This window comes from Micromonospora sp. KLBMP9576, assembly GCF_050941805.1.
GTDB lineage: Bacteria > Actinomycetota > Actinomycetes > Mycobacteriales > Micromonosporaceae > Micromonospora.
The window spans coordinates 3,721,425-3,744,463 of sequence record NZ_CP194567.1 but is presented as its reverse complement, the minus strand read 5'-3'; the positions used below and the strand labels follow the sequence as shown (position 1 = coordinate 3,744,463).

General features: G+C 74.5%; 3 protein-coding genes (1 of these 3 only partly in view). All 3 read left to right on the top strand.

Annotated features, from left to right (window positions below):
- Tightly spaced (each overlapping or abutting the next), the 3 genes in view from ACQ452_RS16715 to ACQ452_RS16705 form a layout consistent with a single transcriptional unit that may run on beyond the window.
- Positions 1-20,698, top strand: partial view of a non-ribosomal peptide synthase/polyketide synthase gene (locus ACQ452_RS16715; RefSeq protein WP_433385384.1) — the 3' portion only. The gene continues 2,663 nt to the left of window position 1, outside the view; 20,698 of the gene's 23,361 nt are visible here — the last part of the coding sequence; its start codon lies off the left edge, out of view; its stop codon occupies positions 20,696-20,698.
- A complete protein-coding gene (locus ACQ452_RS16710; RefSeq protein ID WP_433385381.1) occupies positions 20,698-21,681 on the top strand; it encodes an ornithine carbamoyltransferase in 984 nt (327 codons plus the stop codon). Before ACQ452_RS16715 ends, ACQ452_RS16710 begins: the two co-directional genes overlap by 1 nt.
- On the top strand, positions 21,678-23,039 hold the full coding sequence (locus tag ACQ452_RS16705) for an MFS transporter (RefSeq protein ID WP_433385378.1): 1,362 nt from the start codon (positions 21,678-21,680) through the stop codon (positions 23,037-23,039). Before ACQ452_RS16710 ends, ACQ452_RS16705 begins: the two co-directional genes overlap by 4 nt.

Genomic DNA, 23,039 nt, shown 5'->3' with positions numbered 1-23,039 from the left:
CCGCCGCCGCGCCGACGGCAGCCTGGAGTTCGTCGGCCGGATCGACGACCAGGTCAAGATCCGGGGCTACCGGGTCGAGCTGGGCGAGATCGAGGCCGCCATCTCGGCCCTGCCGGGGGTACGCGAGGCCGTGGTCGTCGTGCGCGAGGACGCCCCCGGCGACCGGCGGCTGGTGGCGTACTCGGTCGTCGACGGGCAGGTGGAACTGCCCCGGCCGGGGCAGGTGCGCGCGGCGCTGGCCCGCACCCTGCCCGAGTACATGATCCCGGCGGCGTTCGTGCCGCTGGCCCGGCTGCCGCTGACCGTCAACGGCAAGCTCGACAAGCGGGCGCTGCCGGCGCCCGAGCGCGCGGTGACCGCCACCGAGCGGCCCTACCTGGCGCCGCGTACCGAGGTGGAGGAGCGGCTCGCCGCGATCTGGGCGGAGCTGCTCGGGCTGGAACGCGTCGGCGTCGAGGACGGCTTCTTCGACGTCGGCGGCGACTCGATCCGTGCCGTGGCGCTGGCCGCCGCCATCCGCGCCGCCGGGCTCGACGTGCAGGTGCGCGACCTCTTCGAGCGTCGCAGCATCGCCGAGCTGGCGGAGTTCCTCACGGGCCGTCCCGCGCCGGCCGCCCCGCAGCCGGCCGTCGAGGCGTTCGCGTTGATCACCGAGGGCGACCGGGCGGCGCTGCCCGACGGCGTCGTCGACGCGTACCCGTGCACCCAGGTGCAGCTCGGCATGCTCGCGGAGATGCTCGCCGACGAGCGCCACCACTACCTCAACGCCACCACCTACCGGGTCCCCGACCGGGGCGAGTTCTCGTTCGACGCGTTCCGGCAGGCCGCGGCGCTGCTGGTGCGGCGCCACGAGGTGCTGCGCACGTCGTTCGACCTGACCGGCTACTCGGTGCCGATGCAGCTCGTGCACGCCACCGCCGAGATGCCGGTCGGCATGGACTTCGCGCGCGCCGCCGACCGGGCCGGCCTGGAACGCGAACTGCGGGAGTTCATCGCCGCCGAGCGGGCCGACATGTTCGACCTGGGCCGGCCGGCGCTGTTCCGGCTGCACGCGCGGGTCTGCGCGGACGGCAGCTGGTGGCTCACCCTCACCGAGTGCCACCCGATCATGGACGGCTGGAGCTACCACTCGTTGATGATGGAGCTGGTCGGCGCGTACCACCGCATCCGCGACGGGCTGCCGGTCGAGCCGCGCCCCACCCCGCCGGTGCGATTCGCCGACGCGGTCGCCGCCGAGCTGAGCGCCACCGGGGACGGACCGGACCGGGTGTTCTGGCACGGGCGGCTCGCCGGCGCGGACCGGTTCGCCCTGCCCGAGGGCTGGGGCGACCCGAGTGCCGCCGACGGCGCGCAGTACGACCACTGGGTGCCGCTGCACGACCTGGAGCCGGGCCTGCGGGCGCTGGCCCGTGAGACCGGCGTGCCGTTCAAGTCGGTGATGCTGGCCGCGCACCTGAAGGTGATGAGCCAGCTCACCGGCTCGGCCTCCTTCTTCACCGGCCTGGTGTCCAACATCCGCCCCGAGGTGGCCGGCGCGGACCGGGTCTACGGGATGCACCTGAACACGGTGCCGTTCGTGCACGACGCGGGGGCACGGACCTGGCGGGAGCTGATCGGGCGGACGTTCGCCGGGGAGCTGGAACTGTGGCCGCACCGCCGGTACCCGCTGCCGGTGCTCCAGCGCGAGGTCGGCGCCGGCACCCGGATGTTGGACGTCCGGTTCAGCTTCCACGACTTCCACCAGATCGACACCGACGAGATCGACTACGCCGACTCGATCGACGACAGTCCGAACGAGTTCCCGCTGGGCGTGATCAGCCGGCTCGGCTTCATCACCCTGGAGGCCAACCTGCGCCACCTCGGCATGGCGCAGGTCGCCCGCCTGGGTGGCATGTACCGGGCGGTGTTGGAGGCGATGGTCGCCGATGTGGATGGTGACGCGTCGGTGGTGTGTCTGCCGGCGGGTGAGGTGTCGGTGCTGTTGGCCGACGGGGTGCGGCCGGTGGAGCCGGTGTCGGGGTCGGTGCTGGACGAGTTCGAGGCGCGGGTGGCGGAGACGCCGTCGGCGGAGGCGGTGTCGGTACCGGGCGGCGCGGGGATCGACTTCGCGGAGCTGGACGCCCGCGCCGGGCGGGTCGCCCGGTGGTTGGCCGCCCGCGGTGTGGGTGCCGGTGCGGTGGTGGGTGTGCTGCTGGACCGTGGGGTGGAGCTGGTGGCGTCGTTGTTGGGGGTGTGGAAGGCGGGCGCGGCGTTCGTGCCGGTGGATCCGTCGTACCCGCCGGGTCGTATCGCCGCGATGCTCGCCGATGCGGGCGCCCGGGTCGCGGTCACCTCGCACCGGTACGCCGACCGGTTCGCTCCGGTCGGTGTGGAGGTGGTGCGGGTTGAGGACATCGGGGAGAGTGACGCGCCCCTGCCCGTCCGCGTCACTGATCTCGACGAGTTGGCGTATGTGATTTTTACGTCGGGGTCGACGGGGCGGCCTAAGGGTGTGCAGGTGTCGCATCGGGGTTTGGCGAATCATGTGCGGTGGGCGGCGGGTGTGTTGGCGTCGCGTGGTGCGGGTGGTTGTGCGGTGTTCTCGTCGGTGGCTTTTGATTTGCAGGTGCCGAATCTGTGGGCGCCGTTGGTGGCGGGTCAGCGGGTGGTTTTGGTGGGTCAGGATGTGGATCTGGCCGAGTTGGGTGTGGTGTTGGCGTCTTCGGGGCCGTTCAGTTTTTTGAAGTTGACGCCGGGTCATTTGGAGGTTTTGGGTCGGCAGTTGTCGGATGAGGCGTTGGCGTCGTTGGCGGCGGTGGTGGTGGTTGCTGGTGAGGCGTTGCCGGCGGCGTTGGCGAACCGGTGGTTGACGCTGTTGGGTCCGGGTGGGTTGGTCAACGAGTACGGGCCGACCGAGGCGAGTGTGGGTACCTGCATCTTCCCGGTGGTGGCCGAGCAGTCGGGTCCGGTGGTGCCGATCGGTCAGGCGTTGCCGGGTGTGTCGATGTATGTGTTGAATCGGGATCTGCATTTGTCGCCGGTGGGTGTGGTCGGTGAGTTGTATGTGGGTGGTGTGGGTGTGGCCCGTGGTTATGCGGGTCAGCCGGGGTTGACGGCGGAGCGGTTCGTGCCGGATCCGTTCGCCGGTGCCGGAACCGGGGCGGGTGCACGTTCCGGTGCCGGGGTCGGGGCGCGGATGTATCGGACGGGGGATCTGGTGCGCCGGATGCCCGATGGTGCGGTGGAGTTCGTCGGCCGCGTCGACCACCAGGTGAAGATCCGTGGCTACCGCATCGAGCTGGGCGAGATCGAGTCGGTCGTCGAGGGCGCCGACGGGGTCGGCGACGCGGTCGCCCTGGTCGGCGAGTCGGACCGGCTGGTGGTGTTCTACCGGCCGGCCGAGCCGGCCACGGAGCTGGCGGACCGGATCCGGCAGCGGTGCGTGGAGCATCTGCCGGAGTACATGATCCCGGCGGAGTTCGTCGCGGTGGAGGCGATCCCGCTCAACGCCAACGGCAAGGTCGACCGGGGCGCGTTGTGGGACGTGGCGGTGCCGGTGCGGCGGGCGCACGTCGCCCCGGCGACCGAGTTGGAGGCCGCGCTGGCCGGGATCTGGGGCCGGGTGCTGCACCTGGAGCAGGTCAGCACCGACGCCAGCTTCTTCGACCTCGGCGGACACTCCATCAGCGCCATCGCGCTCGTGGGCGCCCTGCGCGGCGCCGGGCACGCGGTCTCCGTACGCGACGTCTTCGTGCACCGCACGGTCGCCGCCCTGGCGGCGCACCTCACCGCCGGCGACAGCGAGGTGGCACCCGCGTTCCGGGCGGTCGCCCCGTTCGCCCTGATCGACGACGCCGACCGGGCCGCCCTGCCCGCCGGCCTCGCCGACGCGTACCCGTGCGCGCAGGTGCAGCTCGCCATGCTGGTGGTCACCCTCTCCGACGCCGACCGGAACACCTACCACAACGTCTCGGCGTTCCCGATCCGCGACGAGCGCGCCTTCGACGGCGACGCGCTGCGCCGGGCCGTGCAGACCGTGGTGGACCGGCACGAGATCCTGCGTACGTCGTTCGACCTGACCGGCTACTCGGTGCCGATGCAACTCGTGCACGCCGAGGTGCCCGTCGACGTCACCGTGCTCGACCTGGGCGACGGCACGGACGAGGAGGCCGAGCACCGGCTGCGGGCGCACCTGGCGGCCGAGCGGGCCCGCCCGTTCACCCCCGACCAGGTCCCGCAGATGCGCATCGCCGGGGCCGCCGGCCGCAACGGCACGTGGTGGTTCGTGCTGACCATGTCGCACGGCATCCTCGAGGGCTGGAGCCACCACTCGCTGCTGATGGAGATCCTCGACAGCTACCGCAGCCTGCGGGACGCGGGCGTACCGGCTGCCTTCGAGGCGCCCCCGGTGCGGTACGCGGACTTCGTGGCCGGCGAGATCGAGGCGCTGGCGTCGCCCGCGGACCGCGACTACTGGCAGGGCGTCGTCGCACGGCCGGTCTTCGAGCTGCCAGCCGGCTGGGGCGAGGACGAGTCCGTCCCCGCGTACGAGTGCGGCACCCAGGTGCCGCTGCACGACCTGATGGCCGACCTGCGGGAGCTGGCCAGCCGCACCGACACGTCCCTGAAGAGCGTGCTGCTCGCCGCGCACCTGAAGGTGATCAGCCAGCTCACCGACGAGCCGGTGTTCACCAGCGGTCTGGTCAGCCACGGCCGTCCCGAGGTGACCGGCGCGGACCGGGTCTACGGGATGCACCTGAACACGCTGCCGTTCGTGCACGACGCGAGCGCGCGGACCTGGCGCGAGCTGATCCGCGGCACGTACGCCGGGGAGCTGGAGCTGTGGCCGCACCGCCGGTACCCGCTGCCGGCCGTGCAGCGCCTCGGCGACGGACGCCGGCCGATCGAGATGCTCTTCAACTACCTCGACTTCGCGCAGGTCGACACCGAACGGGTCGACTTCGACGACGCCATCTACGAGGCCAGCGGCGAGTTCGGCCTGCACGTCTCCACGCTCGGCGGCGTCCTCAACATCCTGGCCCGGCCGCACCAGGTCAGCTACCCCAACGTCCTGCGCCTCGGTGGCATGTACCGGGCGGTGTTGGAGGCGATGGTCGCCGACGTGGACGGTGACGCGTCGGTGGTGTGTCTGCCGGCGGGTGAGGTGTCGGTGGTGCTGGCCGACGGGGCGTCGGCGGTGGCGCCGGTGTCGCGTTCGGTGCTGGCGGAGTTCGAGGCGCGGGTGGCCGAGGCGCCGTCGGCGGAGGCCGTGTCGGTGCCGGGCGGCCCGGGGGCGGGCTTCGCCGAGCTGGACGCCCACGCGGCGGCGGTCGGGCGGCGCCTGGCCGCCCGGGGTGTGGGTGCCGGCGCGGTGGTGGGTGTGCTGCTGGACCGTGGTGTGGAGCTGGTGGCGTCGATGTTGGGGGTGTGGAAGGCGGGTGCGGCGTTCGTGCCGGTGGACCCGTCGTACCCGCCGGGCCGCATCGCCGCGATGCTCGCCGACGCCGGTGCCGGGGTCGCGATCACCTCCGGCCGGTACGCCGACCGGTTCGCCGGCGCCGGGGTCGACGTGCTCCGGGCGGACGAGACCCTGGACGACGGCGTCGAGGAGGCCACGGCCGACGGTGCCGCGCGCGCGGCCCTGCCCGGGCCGATCAACCTGGACGAACTGGCGTACGTGATTTTCACGTCGGGGTCGACGGGTCGGCCGAAGGGTGTGCAGGTGACGCACCGGGGGTTGGCGAATCATGTGCGGTGGGCGGCGGGTGAGTTGGCGTCGCGTGGTGCGGGTGGTTGTGCGGTGTTCTCGTCGGTGGCGTTCGACTTGCAGGTGCCGAATCTGTGGGCGCCGTTGGTGGCGGGTCAGCGGGTGGTGATGGTGGGTCAGGATGTGGATCTGGCCGAGTTGGGTGTGGTGTTGGCGTCCTCGGGGCCGTTCAGTTTCTTGAAGTTGACGCCGGGTCATCTGGAGATTCTTGGTCGGCAGTTGTCGGATGAGGCGTTGGCGTCGTTGGCGGCGGTGGTGGTGGTCGCTGGTGAGGCGTTGCCGGCGGCGTTGGCGAACCGGTGGTTGACGCTGTTGGGTCCGGGTGGTCTGGTCAACGAGTACGGGCCGACCGAGGCGAGTGTGGGTACCTGCATCTTCCCGGTCGTGGCCGAGCAGCCGGGTCCGGTGGTGCCGATCGGTCGGGCGTTGCCGGGCATGACGATGTACGTGTTGAACCGGGACCTGCACCTGTCCCCGGTGGGTGCGGTCGGCGAGCTGTACGTCGGTGGCGTGGGCGTGGCCCGGGGCTACGCGGGCCAGCCGGCGCTGACGGCCGAGCGGTTCCTGCCGGACCCGTTCGCCGCAGCCGGAGACGAGGCCGGCGCCGGTGTCGGGGCGCGGATGTACCGCACCGGGGATCTGGTGCGCCGGACGCCCGACGGGGCGGTGGAGTTCGTCGGCCGGATCGACCACCAGGTGAAGATCCGCGGCTACCGGATCGAACTCGGCGAGATCGAGTCGGTCCTGGAGGGCACCGACGGCGTCGGCGACGCGGTCGCCCTGGTCTCGGGCTCGGCCGCCGAGGGCGACGCCCGGCTGGTGGCCTTCTACCGGCCGACCCTGCCGGCGACCCCCGGTCTGCTCGACCGGGTGCGGCAGCGGTGCGCGGAACAGCTGCCGGAGTACATGATCCCGGCCGAGTTCGTCGCCGTGGAGGCGATCCCGCTCAACGCCAACGGCAAGGTCGACCGGGCCGCCCTCTGGGACGCCGCGGTGCCGGTCGAGCGGGCGCACGTCGCCCCGGCCACCGAGCTGGAGGAGCGGCTGGCCGGCATCTGGGGCCAGGTGCTCAACCTCGAACAGGTCAGCACCCAGGACAGCTTCTTCGACCTCGGCGGCGACTCGCTGCGCGCGGTCGCCCTGGTCGGCGCGCTGCGCGCGGCCGGCTTCGGGGTGGCCGTGCGCGACGTCTTCGTGCACCGCACCGTCGCCGCCCTGGCGGCGCACCTCTGCGCCAAGGACACCGCCCCGGCGGCGCCGGCCTTCCAGGCCGTCGCGCCCTTCTCCCTGCTGGCCGCCGCCGACCGGGTCGCCCTGCCCGCCGGCCTCGTGGACGCCTACCCGGCCGGGCAGGCGCAGGTCGGCATGGCCGTGGAGATCCAGAAGGACCCCGGCAAATCGCTCTACCACATCGTCCGGTGCTTGCGGGTCAACGGTGGCCGGTCCTTCTCGGCCGACGCGCTGCGCTCCGCCGTGCGGGACGTGGTCGGCCGGCACGAGACCCTGCGTACCTCCTTCGACCTGACCGGCTACTCGGTGCCGATGCAGCTCGTGCACGCCGAGGCGCCGGTCGACGTGCGGGTCACGGAGCTGACCGGCGGGGACGCCGAGGCCCGGCTGCGGGCGTACGTCGACGCCGAGCGGGCCCGCCCGTTCGAGCTGGACCAGGCGGCGCCGCTGCTGCGGGTCGCCGCGCACCACGCCGGCGGGCCGGGCTGGTGGCTCACCGTCGCCGTCAGCCACCTGGTCACCGGCGGCTGGGACCTGAACAGCCTGCTCGTCGAGTTGATCGGCTGTTACGAGCGGCGCAGCGCCGGCATGGTGCCCGAGTCGCCGGAGCCGAGCGCCGTCCGGTACGCCGACTTCGTCGCCGCCGAACTGGCGGCGCTGGACGCCGGCGAGGACGAGGCGTACTGGCGCGGGATCGTCGACGGGTACGCGGGCTTCACCGCGCCGGACGGCTGGGGCCGCAGCGGTGGCCCTCGGGAGAGCCTGCGCACCCGGGTCAGCTACCAGGACCTGGAGCCGAAGCTACGCGCGCTCGCGTCGGCCCTCGACGTGTCGCCCAAGGCGGTGCTGCACGCCGCGCACCTGAAGGTGATGGGCCAGCTCACCGACCAGGAGCGCTTCTACACGGGCCTGGTGTGTGACGCGCGTCCGGAGGTGCGGGGCGCGGAGCGGGTGCACGGCATGTACATCAACGTGTTGCCGTTCGCGTACGCCGGTGGCGCGGGCACGTGGCGGGAGCTGGTGCGGTCGGTGTTCGACCGGGAGGTGGAGCTGTGGCCGCACCGGCGGTATCCGCTGCCGGCGGTGGCGCGGCTGGCCGGCGCCGGGTCCCGCCTGATCGACGTCGTCTTCGACTACACCGAGTTCCGCCGGGCCGGGGCGGTCGCCGACGAGTCCGTCGACTTCGAGGCGATCGCCGGTGAGGGCGGCACCGAGTTCGCCCTCCAGGTGACCGCCGCCGCCGGGTTCCTCGACCTGGTCGCCGACAGCCACACCTTCGACTCGGCCGCGCTGGCCCGGGTCGGGGCCATGTTCCGCCAGGTGCTCACGGCGATGGTGGCCGACCCGGACGGCGACGCCGTCGCCGCCCGGCTGCCGGCCGCCGAACGCCACGAGATCGAACGCTGGTCGGTCGGCGACCCCGCCGAGGTCGGCGGCTACGCGCCGGCGGCGTTCGAGGCACAGGCGGCGCGGCGCCCGGACGCCGTGGCGCTGACCCACGACGGCACCCGGATCGGCTACGGCGAGCTCAACGGCCGCGCGAACGGGTTGGCGCGTCACCTGCGGGAGCTGGGGGTTGTCCCGGAGGTCCTGGTGGGGGTGTGTGCGCACCGGTCGGTGGAGCAGGTCGTGGCGATGCTGGCGGTGCACAAGGCCGGCGGGGTGTATCTGCCGTTGGATCCGTCGTACCCGGCGGAGCGGTTGGCGTTCATGCTCGCCGACGCGGCGGCCCCGGTGCTGCTGACCACCGCCGAGCTGCGCGGCCAGCTCCCGGCGGCCGAGGCGGTCACCGTGCTGCTGGACGACCCTGCCGCCTGGGCCGGCCAGCCGGCCACCGACCCCGCGCCGCACGTCGACGCGGACAGCGGCTGCTACGTCATCTACACCTCCGGCTCGACGGGGCGACCCAAGGGCGTCGTCGTGCCGCACCGGGGGATGGTCAACCGCTCCGCGTACGCCGGCCGGCGGATCAACCGCCTCGACGAGCGGGCGGTGCTGCTGCAGAAGACCGAGATCGGTTTCGACGTCTCCCCGGCCGAGGTGTACGCGGCCCTGTCGGCGGGCGCCCGGATCGTGGTGGCCCGCCCCGGTGGGCACCGCGACCCCGCGTACCTGCGGGAGCTGATCGTCCGCGAGGGCGTCACCGCTGTCGAGCTGGTGCCGAGCATGCTGTCGGCGCTGCTGGCCGAGGGCATCGGCCGCTGCCGGTCGCTGCGGTCGGTGGCGGTGGGCGGCGAGGAGATCGCCGTCGACGTGGCGCGGGCGTTCCTGGCCGCGCTGCCCGGCTGCGAGCTGCACAACACGTACGGCCCGGCCGAGACCACCGTCGACGTCACGAGCTGGCTCTGCACGACCGAGGCCCTGGCGGGGCTGACCCGGGTGCCGCTGGGCACCCCGTTCGCCAACCTCACCGTCCGGGTGCTCGACGCGCACCTGCAACCGGTGCCGGTCGGGGTGCGTGGTGAGCTGTGCGTCGGCGGGGCCGGGCTCGCCCGGGGCTACCTCGGCGCGTCGGGGTTGACCGCCGAGCGGTTCGTGCCCGACCCGTACGGTCCGGCCGGGTCGCGGCTCTACCGCACCGGGGACGCGGCGGCGTGGCGGGCCGACGGGAGCCTCGACTTCCTCGGCCGCATCGACGCGCAGGTGAAGTTGCACGGCGTGCGGATCGAGCTGGGCGAGATCGAGTCGGCCCTGCGGGCCTGCCCCGGCGTGACCGACGCGGTCGCCGCCGTCCGCGAGCAGGACGGGCGGCGTACCCTCGTCGGCTACCTCGTCGCCGACGGCGGCTCCGCGCCCACCCCAGGTGAGCTGCGTGAGCGGCTGCTGGTGGCGTTGCCCGAGGCCATCGTCCCGGCCGCCTACGTCACGGTCGACGCCATCCCCGTGGACCCGCACGGCAAGGTGGACCGCCGGCAACTGCCGGCACCCGACGCGCGGTGCTACGCCCGGGGCCGCTACGAGCGGCCCAACGGCCCGGTGGAGTCGGCCATGGCCGGTGTCTGGTCGTGGGTGCTCGACCTCGACCGGGTCAGCGTCACCGAGAGCTTCTTCGACCTGGGTGGCGACTCGATGACCGCGGTGACCCTGGTCGGGTCGCTGCGCGCCGCCGGCCACGACGTCACGGTGCGGGACATCTTCGCCCACCGCACGATCCGCCGCCTGGTCACCGCCCTCGCCGAGGCCGACACCGCCAAGGAGGGGGCCTTCCGCCCCGTCGAGCCGTACGCGCTGATCGGTGCCGCCGACCGGGCCGCGCTGCCGGCCGGGCTGGTGGACGCGTACCCGGCGACGCAGGCGCAGGTCGGCATGGCCGTGGAGATCCAGAAGGACCCCGGCCGGTCGCTGTACCACGTGGTGCAGTCGATCCGGGTCGACGACGGCCGGCCGTTCGCCGCCGACGCCCTCCAGGCGACGGTCGACGCGCTGGTCGCCCGGCACGAGACGCTACGCACCTCGGTCGACCTGACCGGCTACTCGGTGCCGATGCAGCTGGTGCGGGCGAGCACCGCCGTGCCGGTCGCCGTGCAGCCGGCCGCCGGCCACACGGAGCACCTGGCCGCTGAGCGGCGTACCCCCTTCGACCTGGAGTCGGACGCGCCGCTGCTACGGGTCACCGCGCACGCCGACGACGGCGGGCCCTGGTGGCTGACCCTCGCGCTGAGCCACCTGGTGACCGGCGGCTGGGACCTCAACGCCCTGCTCGCCGAGCTGCTCGGCGAGTACGCGCGCCGCAGCCGCGGCGAAACGCCGACGCAGGTCGAGCCCCCCGCCGTCCGGTACGCCGACCACGTGGCCGGCGAGCTGGCGGCGCTGCGCTCGCCGGAGACCGCCGAGCACTGGCGGGCGGTGGTGACCGGCCGGCCGAAGCTGACCCTCCCGGACACCTTCGGCGACCGCTCCGGCGCGGCGGCGGTCTGCCGGTACACGGTGGACGTGCACGACCTGGACGCGGCGGTCCGCCGGCTCGCCAGCGACACCGGCACCTCGGTCAAGGCGGTGCTGCACGCCGCGCACCTGACGGTGATGGCCCAGCTCACCGCCGAGCCAACCTTCTACACAGGCCTGGTGTGTGACGCGCGCCCGGAGGTGCGGGGCGCGGAGCGGGTGCACGGGATGTACATCAACGTGCTGCCGTTCCCGCACGCCCGGGGCGCGGGCACGTGGCGGGAGCTGGTGCGGTCGGTGTTCGACGGTGAGGTGGAGCTGTGGCCGCACCGGCGGTATCCGCTGCCGGCGGTGGCGCGGCTGGCCGGCGCCGGGTCCCGCCCCATCGACGTCGTCTTCGGCTACGTCGAGGCCCGGCCCGACGGCGGCGGGGCGGTCGAGGCACCCGGCGCCGACCCGGTCGAGGTCGGCGGGCCCGGGGCCACCGAGTTCGGCCTCTCGGTCGGGGCCGGCGGCGGCACCCTCCGCCTGGTCAGCGACAGCCGGAGCGCCGACCCGGCCGCCCTGCTGCGGATCGGGGCGATGTTCCGCGAGGTGCTGACGGCGATGGTCACCGAACCGGGTGGGGACGCGGCCACGCCGTGCCTGCCGGCCGGGGAGCGGGCGGAACTCGCCCGGTTCGCCCGGGGGGACACCGTCGAGGTCGGCGGATACCTGCCGGCGGCGTTCGAGGCGCAGGCGGCGCGGCGCCCCGACGCCGTGGCCATCACGGCCGAGGGCGTGTCCTTCTCGTACGGGCAGCTCAACGGCCGGGCGAACGGGTTGGCGCGTCACCTGCGGGAGCTGGCGGTTGTCCCGGAGGTCCTGGTGGGGGTGTGTGCGCACCGGTCGGTGGAGCAGGTCGTGGCGATGCTGGCGGTGCACAAGGCCGGCGGGGTGTATCTGCCGTTGGATCCGTCGTACCCGGCGGAGCGGTTGGCGTTCATGCTCGCCGACGCGGCGGCCCCGGTGCTGCTGACCACCGCCGAGCTGCGGGCGCAACTGCCACCGGTCGACGCCACGGTGGTGCTGCTGGACGACCCGGACGCCTGGGCCGGCCAGCCGCCGACCGACCCGCAGCCGCTCACCGACCCGGACAACGGCGGCCTCGTCATCTACACCTCCGGCTCCACCGGCCGCCCCAAGGGCTCGCTGCTGTCGCACCGGTCCCTGGTCAACCGCACCGACCACGTCGGCGCGCGGATCTACCGGCTGGACGCCGACGCCGTCGTGCTCCAGAAGACCGAGATCGGTTTCGACGTCTCCCCGGCCGAGGTCTACGCGGCCCTGTCGGCGGGCGCCCGGATCGTGGTGGCCCGCCCCGGCGGGCACCGCGACCCCGCGTACCTGCGGGAGCTGATCGCCCGCGAGGGCGTCACCACCGTCCACTTCGTGCCGGCCATGCTTGTGGCCCTGCTGGCCGAGGGGCTGGCCGGGTGCCGGTCGCTGCGGTCGGTGGCGGTGGGCGGCGAGGAGATCGCCGTCGACGTGGCGCGGGCGTTCCTGGCCGCGCTGCCCGGCTGCGAGCTGCACAACACGTACGGCCCGGCCGAGGCCACCGTCGACGTGAGCAGCTGGCGGTGCACCCCCGACGCCCTGGCCGGGCTGACCCGGGTGCCGCTCGGCACGCCGCATCCGAACCTGCGCCTGCACGTCCTGGACGACCGGCTCGAACTCGTGCCGGTCGGGGTGCCCGGCGAGCTGTGCGTCGGCGGGGTCGGGCTCGCCCGGGGCTATCTGGGCCGGCCCGGACCGACCGCCGAGCGGTTCGTGCCGGACCCGTACGGCCCGCCCGGGTCGCGGCTCTACCGCACCGGGGACGCGGCGGCGTGGCGGCCGGACGGCACCGTGGACTTCCTGGGCCGGCTCGACGCGCAGGTCAAGCTGCACGGCGTACGGATCGAGCTGGGCGAGATCGAGTCGGCCCTGCGGGCCTGCCCCGGCGTGACCGACGCGGTCGCCGCCGTCCGCGAGCGCGACGGTCGACGCACCCTCGTCGGGTACGTGCTGGCCGGCGACGCGCCGACCCCGGCCGCGCTGCGCGAGCGGCTGCTGGCGGTGCTGCCCGAGGCGATGGTCCCGGCCGCCTACGTCACAGTCGACGCCATCCCGAAGGACCCGAACGGCAAGGTCGACCGGCGGCGGCTGCCGGACCCCGACGCCGGCTCGTACGCCGTCGGGACCTACCAGGCGCCGGCCGGCGACGCGGAGGCGGAGATCGCCGCGATCTGGGCGCGGGTGCTCGGCGTCGCGCGGGTCGGCGTCACCGACAGCTTCTTCGACCTGGGCGGTGACTCGATGCTCGCGGTCACCCTGGTCGGCACCCTGCGGGCCGCCGGGCACCCGGCCAGCGTGCGGGACGTCTTCGCGCACCGCACCGTCCGCCGGCTGGCCGCCGCGCTGACCGACGTGGACACCGAGGTCTTCCGGCCGGTCGCGCCGTACGCGCTGATCGGTGCCGCCGACCGGGCGAAGGTGCCCGGCGGCGTGGTGGACGCCTACCCGGCGTCGCGCACCCAGCTCGGCATGCTGGTGGAGTCGGCCGTCAGCGGCGACCGCGCGGTCTACCACAGCGTCCTGGCCCACCAGGTCCGCGACGGGCGGCCGTTCGACGCCGAGGCGCTGCGCGGCGCGGTCCGGGCCGTCGTCGCCCGGCACGAGATCCTGCGCACCTCGTTCGACCTGGTCACCTACTCCGTGCCGATGCAGCTCGTGCACGCCGACGCCGCACCCGACGTGCGCGTCGAGGACGGCCGCGGCGTGCCGGCGACGCGGCACGCCGCGCTCTTCGCGGAGTTCGTCGCCGCCGAGCGGGCCCGCCCGTTCGACGTCTCCGTCGCGCCGCTGCTGCGCGTCACGGCGCACCTGGAGGGCGACGAGAGCTGGTGGTTCACCTTCACCATCAGCCACGTCGTCACCGAGGGCTGGAGCAGCGCCCGGCTGGTCGCCGAGGTGCTCGACGGCTACGCCGAGCGGGCCGACGGCCGCCCTCCACGACCGGCCGGACCGCCGGCCGTGCGCTACGCCGACTTCATCGCCGCCGAACTGGCCGCGCTGGAATCGGCCGCCGACCGGGAGCACTGGCGCTCGGTGTGGGATGGGCGTGCCCCACTCACCCTGCCCGCCGGTTGGGGCGACCCGGCCGCACCGGACGCCACGGCCGACGCGACCGTGGACTTCACCGACCTGGACGAGGCGCTGCGTGCCCTGGCCCGCGACGGTGACGTGTCGGTGAAGGCGGTGCTGCACGCCGCGCACCTGAAGGTGCTCAGCCAGCTCACCGGCGAGCCCGAATTCCACGCCGGCCTGGTCTGCGACGCCCGCCCCGAGGTGCTCGGCGCCGACGAGGTGCACGGCATGTACCTCAACACGGTGCCGTTCGGCTACGACCGGTCCGCCCGTAGCTGGCGGGACCTCGTCGCCGCGGTGTTCGACCGGGAGGTCGCGCTGTGGCCGCACCGGCGCTTCCCGCTCGCCGAGATGCAGCGCGAGGCCGGGCACCGGCTGCTGCACGTCCTGTTCAACTACCAGGACTTCACCCGCGCATCGCGGGGCGACGGGTCCGCTCCGGTGGTCACCGGCGCCGCCGGGGAGGGCGCCACCGAGTTCGACCTCTCCTGCTTCGCCCAGCGGGGCCGCTACGCGCTCTCCGCCCGGGCGGGGCTGGTCAGCCAGGCCAACCTGGACCGGATCGCCGGCATGTACCGGGCGGTGCTGGAGGCGATGATCGCCGACCCCGACGGCGACTGCCAGGCGCTCTGCGTGCCGGGCGGCGAACGGGAGCGACTGCTCGGCGTCACCGACCCGGGTGTCGACGAGCCGGTGACCGGCACCGTGCTCGAGCTGTTCCAGGCCCAACTGGCCCGGGACCCACTGGCGGTGGCGGTGGTGGCCGGGGCCGTCGAGCTGACGTACGCCCAGCTCGACGCCGCCGCCAACCGGCTCGCGCACCACCTGCGCGCGGCCGGCGCCGGCCGGGAGACAGTGGTCGGTGTCTGCCTCGACCGGGACGACGCGGACCTGGTGCCCGCGCTGCTCGGCGTGCTCAAGGCCGGGGCGGCGTACCTGCCGCTGGACCCGGCGCAGCCCGCCGAGCGGATCGGCTACCTGCTGGCCGACGCCGGGGTGCGGACCGTGGTGACGACCTCGGCGCAGGCGGAGCTGCTGTCCGGCTTCGACGGGCTGCGGGTGCTGCTGGACGCCGGCGAGTTGGCCGGGCGGCCGGAGACCGATCCGGGGATCGCCCGCGACCCCGACGACCTGGTGTACGTCATCTACACCTCCGGCTCGACCGGCCGACCCAAGGGCGTCTGCGTGAGCGACGCCAACGTGCTGCGGCTGCTCGACGCCGCCCAGGAGCACTACGCGGTGGACGAGACCGACGTGTGGGCGCTGTTCCACTCGTACGCCTTCGACGTCTCCGTCTGGGAGCTGTGGGGTGCGCTGCTGCACGGCAGCCGGCTGGTGCTGGTGCCCCGCGAGGTGACCCGGGTGCCGCAGGACCTGCTGGACCTGCTGGTGGCGCGGCGGGTCACCCTGCTGGCGCAGACCCCGACGGCGTTGCGCGGGCTGGTCCGGCTCGCCGCCGAGGACGCCCCCGGCATCCGGGACCTGTCGCTGCGCGCGGTGGTCGTCGCGGGGGAGAGGCTCGACTTCGCCGACCTCGCGCCGTGGGCGGCGCGCCTGGGGCTGGCCCGGGTGGCGCTGGTCAACATGTACGGGATCACCGAGACCACCGTCTACTCCACCTACCACCGGATCACCCGCGCCGACCTCGCGCCGGGGGTGGGCAGCCGGATCGGCCGGCCCCTGTCCGGGGTGCGGATGTACGTCCTCGACGGCTACGGCCACCCGGCGCCCATCGGGGTGCCCGGCGAGGTCCACCTGGCCGGGCACGGGGTGACCCGGGGCTACCTGCACCAGCCCGAGCTGACCGCCCGGCGGTTCCTGCCCGACCCGTACGGCCCGGCCGGCAGCCGGATGTACCGCACCGGTGACCTGGCCGCCCGGCTGCCCGACGGCAGCGTGGAGTTCCTCGGCCGCCTCGACGACCAGGTGAAGCTGCGGGGCTACCGGATCGAGCCGGGCGAGATCGAGACGGCGCTGACCGCCGTGCCGGGCGTCGCGGAGGCGGTCGTCGTGCTGCGCGCCGACGAGCCGGCCGACCCGCGGCTGACCGCGTACCTGGTGGCCGGCGACGGGCCCGCGCCGCAGGCCGCGTCGCTGCGCGCCTCGCTGGCGCGCGTCCTGCCCGAGTACATGGTCCCGTCGGCGTTCGTGCTGCTCGACGAGTTGCCGCGCAACAACAGCGGCAAGCTGGACCGGCGGGCGCTGCCCGCGCCGACGACCGGCGAGCCGATCTCCGGCCGGGACCTCGTCGCCCCGGCCGGGCCGCTGGAGGAGCGGGTCGTCCGGATCTGGGCCGACGTGCTGGGCCTGCCGGCGGTCGGCGTCCGCGACGGTTTCTTCGACCTCGGCGGGCACTCCATCACGGCGCTGGTGCTGGCCGGCACGATGCGCGCGGCCGGGCTGGACGTGACGGTCGCGGACATCTTCCGGCACCCGGACGTGCGGGCGCTGTGCGAGGTGCTGGCCGGCCGGGACGCGCCGGAGCCGGCCGCCCGCCCCGTCGCGCCCTTCGAGCTGGTGGCCGCCGCCGACCGGCCGCTGCTGCCCGAGGGGCTGGACGACGCGTACCCGCTGTCGCGGGTGCAGCTCGGGATGCTGCTGGAGATGCTGGCCGACAACGGCCAGAACCACTACCACAACGTGGTGTCGTTCCTGGTCCCCGACGAGGAACCCTTCGACCTGGCGACGCTGCGGGCCGCCGTCGGCGAGGTGGCGGCCCGGCACGACGTGCTGCGCACCTCGGTCGACACCGCCGGTTACTCCGTGCCCATGCAGCTGGTGCACCGGGCGGTCGACGTCCCCGTCGGCACGCGCGACCTGCGCGGGCTGGCCGAGGCGGACCGGACGGCCCTGGTGCGCCGGCTCGTCGGCGAGGAGTACCAGGAGCTGTTCGACGTCGAGCGGGCGCCGCTGCTGCGGTTCACCGTCTGCCTGGAGACCGACCGGAGCTGGCGGCTGGTGCTCACCATCTGCCACGTGATCATCGAGGGGTGGAGCCTGCACGCCCTGGTGACGGAGGTCCTGGACACCTACCACGCGCGACGGGCGGGCGCGCGGTCCGACGTCGCCGCCCCGCCCGGGGTACGGTTCGCCGACTTCGTCGCCGGCGAGCTGCGCGCGCTGGCCTCCGAGACCGACCGGCGCTACTGGCAGGACGTGGTCGAGCGCCAGCCCCGGTTCCGGCTCCCCGCCGCGTGGGCGCCGCCGGCGCCGGCCGGCCGGGAGCCGTACACCGAGGTGGTGTCCTACGCGGACCTGGAGCCTCGGCTGCGGGCCCTGGCCTCGGCGACTGGGGTGGCGCTCAAGGCGGTGCTGCACGCCGCGCACCTGAAGGTGCTCAGCCAGCTCACCGACGAGCCGGCCTTCTACAGCGGGCTGGTCTGCCACACCCGGCCCGACGTGGTGGGCAGCGAGCGGGTCTACGCCATGTCGCTGAACACCCTGCCGTTCCCGCACGACCGCCGGGCGACGAGCTGGCGGGAACTGGTGCGGCGGGTGCACGCCCGCGAGGCCGAGCTGTGGCCGCACCGGCGCTACCCGGCGCCGGCGATCCGCACCCCCGGCGCCCGCCTCACCGACGTCTACTTCAGCTACCTCGACTTCACCGAGGTGGACGGCGGGCGCACCGCGCCCGTGCGGCGCATCGGCGCGAGCACCTCCGAGTTCGCGCTCGCCGTCGCCGCGGGGGCCGGCCGGCTCGAACTGAGCACCGACAGCCACGCCATGGGCCGCGGCGACGCCGCCCGGCTGGCCGGCATGTACCGGCTGGTGCTGGAGGCAATGGTGGCCGACCCCGACGGCGACCCCCGTGCGGTGTACCTGCCCGCCGGGGAGCGGCACGACGTGCTGGTGGGCTGGAACGCCTCCGCCACGCCGGGGTGCGCCGACCTGGTGCCGGCCCGGGTGGCGGCGTGGGCCGCGGCGACCCCCGACGCCGAGGCCGTCGACGGTACGACCTACGCCCAGCTGGACGCGGTGGCCAACCGGATCGGCCACCGCCTGCGGGCCGCCGGGGTCGGCCCGGAGCGGGTCGTCGGGGTGCTGCTGGAGCGGGGCGCCGACCTCGTCGCCGCCCTGCTCGGGGTGTGGCGGGCCGGCGGCGCGTACCTGCCGATCGACCCGGCGCACCCGGCCGAGCGGGTCGCCGCGATGCTCGCCGACGCCGGGGCGACGGTGGTGCTGACCTCGGCCGGCCACGCCGACCGGTTCGCCGGGGTGGAGCTGGTGCTGCTCGACCGCGACGCCGAGCGGATCGCCGCGCTGCCCGCCGACGCGCCGACCGGCCGCCCCGACCCGGACCACCTCGCGTACGTCATCTTCACCTCCGGCTCGACCGGCCGGCCCAACGGGGTGCAGATCAGCCACCGTGGCCTCGCCAACTATCTCGGCTGGGCGGCGGAGGAACTCGTCGCCGACCGCACCGGCGGCGCCGCGCTCTTCTCGTCGGTCGCGTACGACCTGGTGGTGACCAGCATCTGGGCGCCGCTGGTGACCGGGCAGCGGCTGTGGCTGCTGCCGCCCGACGCCGGCCTGGACGAGCTGGGCCCCAGGTTGGCCGACGCCGGCCCGTTCAGCTTCGTGAAGCTGACCCCCGGGCACCTCGACCTGCTGACCCGCCAGCTCGACGCGGACCGGGCCGCCGCCCTGACGCCACTGCTCGTGGTGGGGGGCGAGGCGCTGACCCGCCGGGTCTGCGACCGCTGGCACGCGCTCGCGCCGCACACCGTGCTGCTCAACGAGTACGGGCCGACGGAGGCGACCGTGGCGGTCAGCCGGTACCCCGTCACCGGGCCGCTGCCGGCCGACGTCGCGCCGATCGGCCGGCCGCTGGGCGGGATGCGGACCTACGTCCTCGACGCCGACCTGCAACCGGTGCCCGTCGGCGTGGTCGGCCACGTACACCTCGGCGGTCCCGGTCTCGCCCGGGGCTACGCCGGCCGGCCGGCCCTGACCGCCGACCGGTTCGTGCCCGACCCGTTCGACGCGGCCGGCGGCCGGCTGTACCGCACCGGCGACCTGGGCCGCTGGTTGCCCGACGGGCAGCTCGACCTGCTGGGCCGGGTCGACGACCAGGTGAAGATCCGCGGTCACCGGGTCGAGCCCGGGGAGGTGCGGGCGGTGCTGGTCGGGCATCCCGCCGTGCGGGACGCGGTGGTCACCGTCGAGGCGACCGGCCCGGGTGGGCCCCGGCTGGTGGCGTACCACGTCGGCGCCGCGCCGGACCTCGCCGAGCACTGTGCCCGGTGGCTGCCGGGCCACCTGGTCCCGAGCGCCTTCGTGCCGGTGCCGGCCATCCCGCTCAACGCCAACGGCAAGGTCGACCGCCGGGCGCTGCCCCCGGTCGACCCGGCCGGGCCGGCCGAGAACACCCCGCCCCGCCCCGGACCCGAGCGGCTGATCGCCGACATCTGGGCCGGGGTCCTGGAGATCGACCGGGTCGGCCGGCACGACCGGTTCTTCGCCCTGGGCGGGCACTCGCTGCTGGTCGTACCGGTGGTCACGGCGGCCCGGCGGGCCGGTGTCGCGCTGACGCTGCGCGCGGCGATGCGCGATCAGACCCTGGCCGAGCTGGCGGCCTCGCTCACCCCGGCCGACCCGACGGCGGCCGTCGCCGCGCCGGCACCGGCGCTACGGCCCGGCGCGGCACGGAGGGCGGCGGTGCTGCCGCAGATCGAACCGATGCTCGCCGCCCACCGGGTGCCCGGCGCGTCGCTGGCGCTGCTCGTCGACGGCGAACTGGCGGAGGTCCGTGCCGCCGGGCACCGGGTGGCCGGCGGCGACACACCGGTGACCCCGGCGACCATCTTCCAGGTCGGTTCGGTCAGCAAGCTGGTCACCGCGGTGGGCGCGCTGGCGTTGGTCGGGCGGGGGCTACTCCAGCTCGACACGGACGTCAACGCGTACCTGAAGGGCTGGCAGCTGCCCGCCGGCCGGCCGGTGAGCCTGCGGCAACTGCTCAGCCACGTGGCCGGGTTGACCCCGACGGGCAGCGCCGGGCACCCGCGCGGCGGCCCCGTGCCGACCCTGTCGGACGTGCTGCGTGGCCGGGGCGTGCCCACCGGCCCGGTCCGGGCGCTCGACGCGCCGGACCCGGTCGCGGTGGAGCGCAACAGCCACTTCGTGGTGGTGCAGCAGCTCATGGAGGACGTCACCGCGACGTCCTTCGCCGACCTGATGGCCGAGCTGGTCTTCGACCCGGCGGGGATGACCGGCAGCAGCTTCGACCAGGGCTTCCCGGAGACGTCCGGCCGGCCGGTGGCCGTCGGGCACGACCAGCACTGCGAGGCGCTGCCCGGCGGCTGGCAGGTGCGCCCGGACCTGGCGGCGGCCGGGCTCTGGAGCACCGCGGCCGACCTGGCCCGGCTGGTCGGCGAGATCCAGGTCGCCCACCGGGGCGGCCCGGCCCTGCTGAGCCGGGAGCTGGCGGTGGCGCAACTGACCACCGGGGCCGGCGGGTTCTTCGGGCTCGGCTGCCTGGTCGACCGCGTCGATCGGCCCACCGGGGCGCGGGTGGAGTTCACCCACCGGGGACGCACCGCCGGCTACCGGGCGCTGGCCGCCGGCCGGGTCCCCGACGGGTCCGGGCTGGTGCTGCTGACCAACGGCGACGCGGGAGACGACGTCCTGTCGCTGCTGGCGTCCGACACCGCACTGACGGAGGAGATGTGATGACGACCGCATCGAGCATTCCCGCGACGGTCACCGAGCCACCGGCCCGGCACGTGCGGCACCTGGTGTCGATCCGCGACCTGACCGACGACGACCTCTACTCGATCGTGGCGCGGGGGGCGCGGTTCGCGGCCGGCGAGACCGCCGACTCACTGGCCGGGCGGGTGGTCGGCACCTATTTCGTGAAGACGTCGACCCGGACGCGGACCGCGTTCACCGTCGCCGCGCTGCGCCTCGGCGCGAAGACCATCCAGTACGGGCCGGGCGACCTCCAGGTCAACACCGGGGAGTCCAGCGCGGACACCGGACGGGTGCTGTCGGGCATGCTGGACGTGCTGGTGGCGCGCACCGCCGCCGACCCGGCGGAGATGCGCGACTGGTCGCGGCAGCACCGGATGGCCGTCATCAACGCGATGAGCGCCGAGGAGCACCCCACGCAGGCGCTGGCCGACCTGACCACCCTGCTGCGGCGCTTCGGCCGCATCGAACGCCTGCGGCTGCTCTACCTCGGCGAGGCGAACAACACCGCGACCGCGCTGGCCCTGGCGATGACCCGTTTCCCGGGCGTGGAGCTGGAGTTGCGCACCCCGGCGGGGTACGGCCTGCCGGCGGGGATCGCGGCGGTCGCGCAGGCGCAGGCGCGACGCTGCGGGGCCCACCTCGTCGAGCGGCACGACATGAGCGGCCTGCCGGGCGACGTGGACGCCATCTACACCACCCGCTGGCAGACCACCGGCACCAGCAAGCCCGACCCCGACTGGCGGGCGCACTTCGCCCCGTTCCAGGTGGACCGGGAGCTGTGGCGGCGCAGCCCGCACGCGGTCTTCCTGCACGACCTCCCGGCGCACCGGGGGGAGGAGGTGACCGCGGAGGTGCTCGACGGGCCGGCCAGCATCGCCTTCCAGCAGGCGGAGAACAAGCTCTACAGCGCGATGGCCGTGCTCGACTGGTGTCAGGCCGCGCCCGCCGGGCAGCCGGCGTGAGCGCGGTCGGGCACCCGGCGGCCACGTCCCGGTCGGGCCGCCTGACCGGCAACCGTGACTTCCTGCTGCTCTGGGTCGGCTCCGGCGTCTCCGCGCTGGGTTCCCGGGCCACCTCGATCAGCTACACCCTGCTGGTCTTCTGGTCCACCGGATCGGCCACGGCCGCGAGCCTGGTCACCTTCGCCGCGCTGCTGCCCAACCTGGTCACCCAGTTGCCGGCCGGAGCGTTGGTGGACCGTTGGGACCGCCGCCGGACGATGGTGCTCTGCAACGTGGGCCGGATCGTCGCGATCGCCAGCGTGGCGGTCGCGGTCGCCCGCGACGCCGTGTGGCTGCCGCACCTGATGGCGGTCGCGTTCGTGGAGGCCAGCCTGGGCATCTGCTACGCGTTGGCCGAGCGCGCCGCCGTGTTCAACGTGGTGCCGGCCGACCGGTACGGGGCCGCGACGGCGGCCAACGAGTCGCGGGCCAACGCGGCCAGCATCCTCGGCCAGCCCGCCGGCACCCTGCTGTACGCGCTGACCCGTTGGGCGCCGTTCGGCTTCGCCGTGCTGATGCACCTCGTCTCGCTGGTCACCCTGCTGTTCGTCCGGCGCAGCCTGCAGGCGCCGAAGGCACGGGCCGAGGAACAAGGCGGTCTGCTCGCCCGGGTGCGGGAGGGCTTCGCCTTCATCTGGGGCCAGCTGTACCTGCGCCGCGCCCTGGGCCTCTACGCGGCGAGCAACATCCTGTTCCAGGTGCTGGGTCTGGGGCTGGTGGTCATCGTCCGGGCCGAGGGCGGTTCGCCGCCCACGGTCGGGATGCTGCTGGTGGTGAACAGCGTCTTCGGCATGGCCGGCGCGATGACCAGCAACTTCTATCTTGGCCGGTGGGGGATCCGCCGGATCATCATGGGCGTCAACATCGCCTGGGCGGTGCTGATGCCGCTGGTCGGGCTGGCCCCGGGGCTCGTCGTCCTCGGCGCGATCTTCGCGTTGATCCACTACGCCGCCGGCATCGGCAACGTGGCCGGGATGCTCTACGTGTTGCAGTCCGCGCCGGATCACCTGCGCGGGCGGGCCGGCTCGATCGTCATGCTGCTCACCTCGGGGGCCAACTCGCTGGGGGCGCTGTTCGCCGGTTTCCTGCTGGACTCGACGGACATCACGACGGCCATGCTGATCGTGGGCGGGGCGATGGGGGTGATCGCGGTGCTCGCGGTGCTCGGTTTCGGCGGTCGCACCGCCGCCGCCAGGGAGCGGGCGGATGCGGAGCAGGCGGATGCCGAGCGGGCGGATGCCGAGCCGGCCGCGGCGGAGCCGGCGGACGAGGCGCGGACCGGGGCGGAGCCGGCGGTGGGTGGGGCGCGCAACGGGTGA

Excerpts from the sequence above, each read along its gene's own strand:
- ACQ452_RS16710 (WP_433385381.1), top strand. The coding sequence starts at position 20,698 with ATGACGACCGCATCGAGCATTCCCGCGACGGTCACCGAGCCACCGGCC.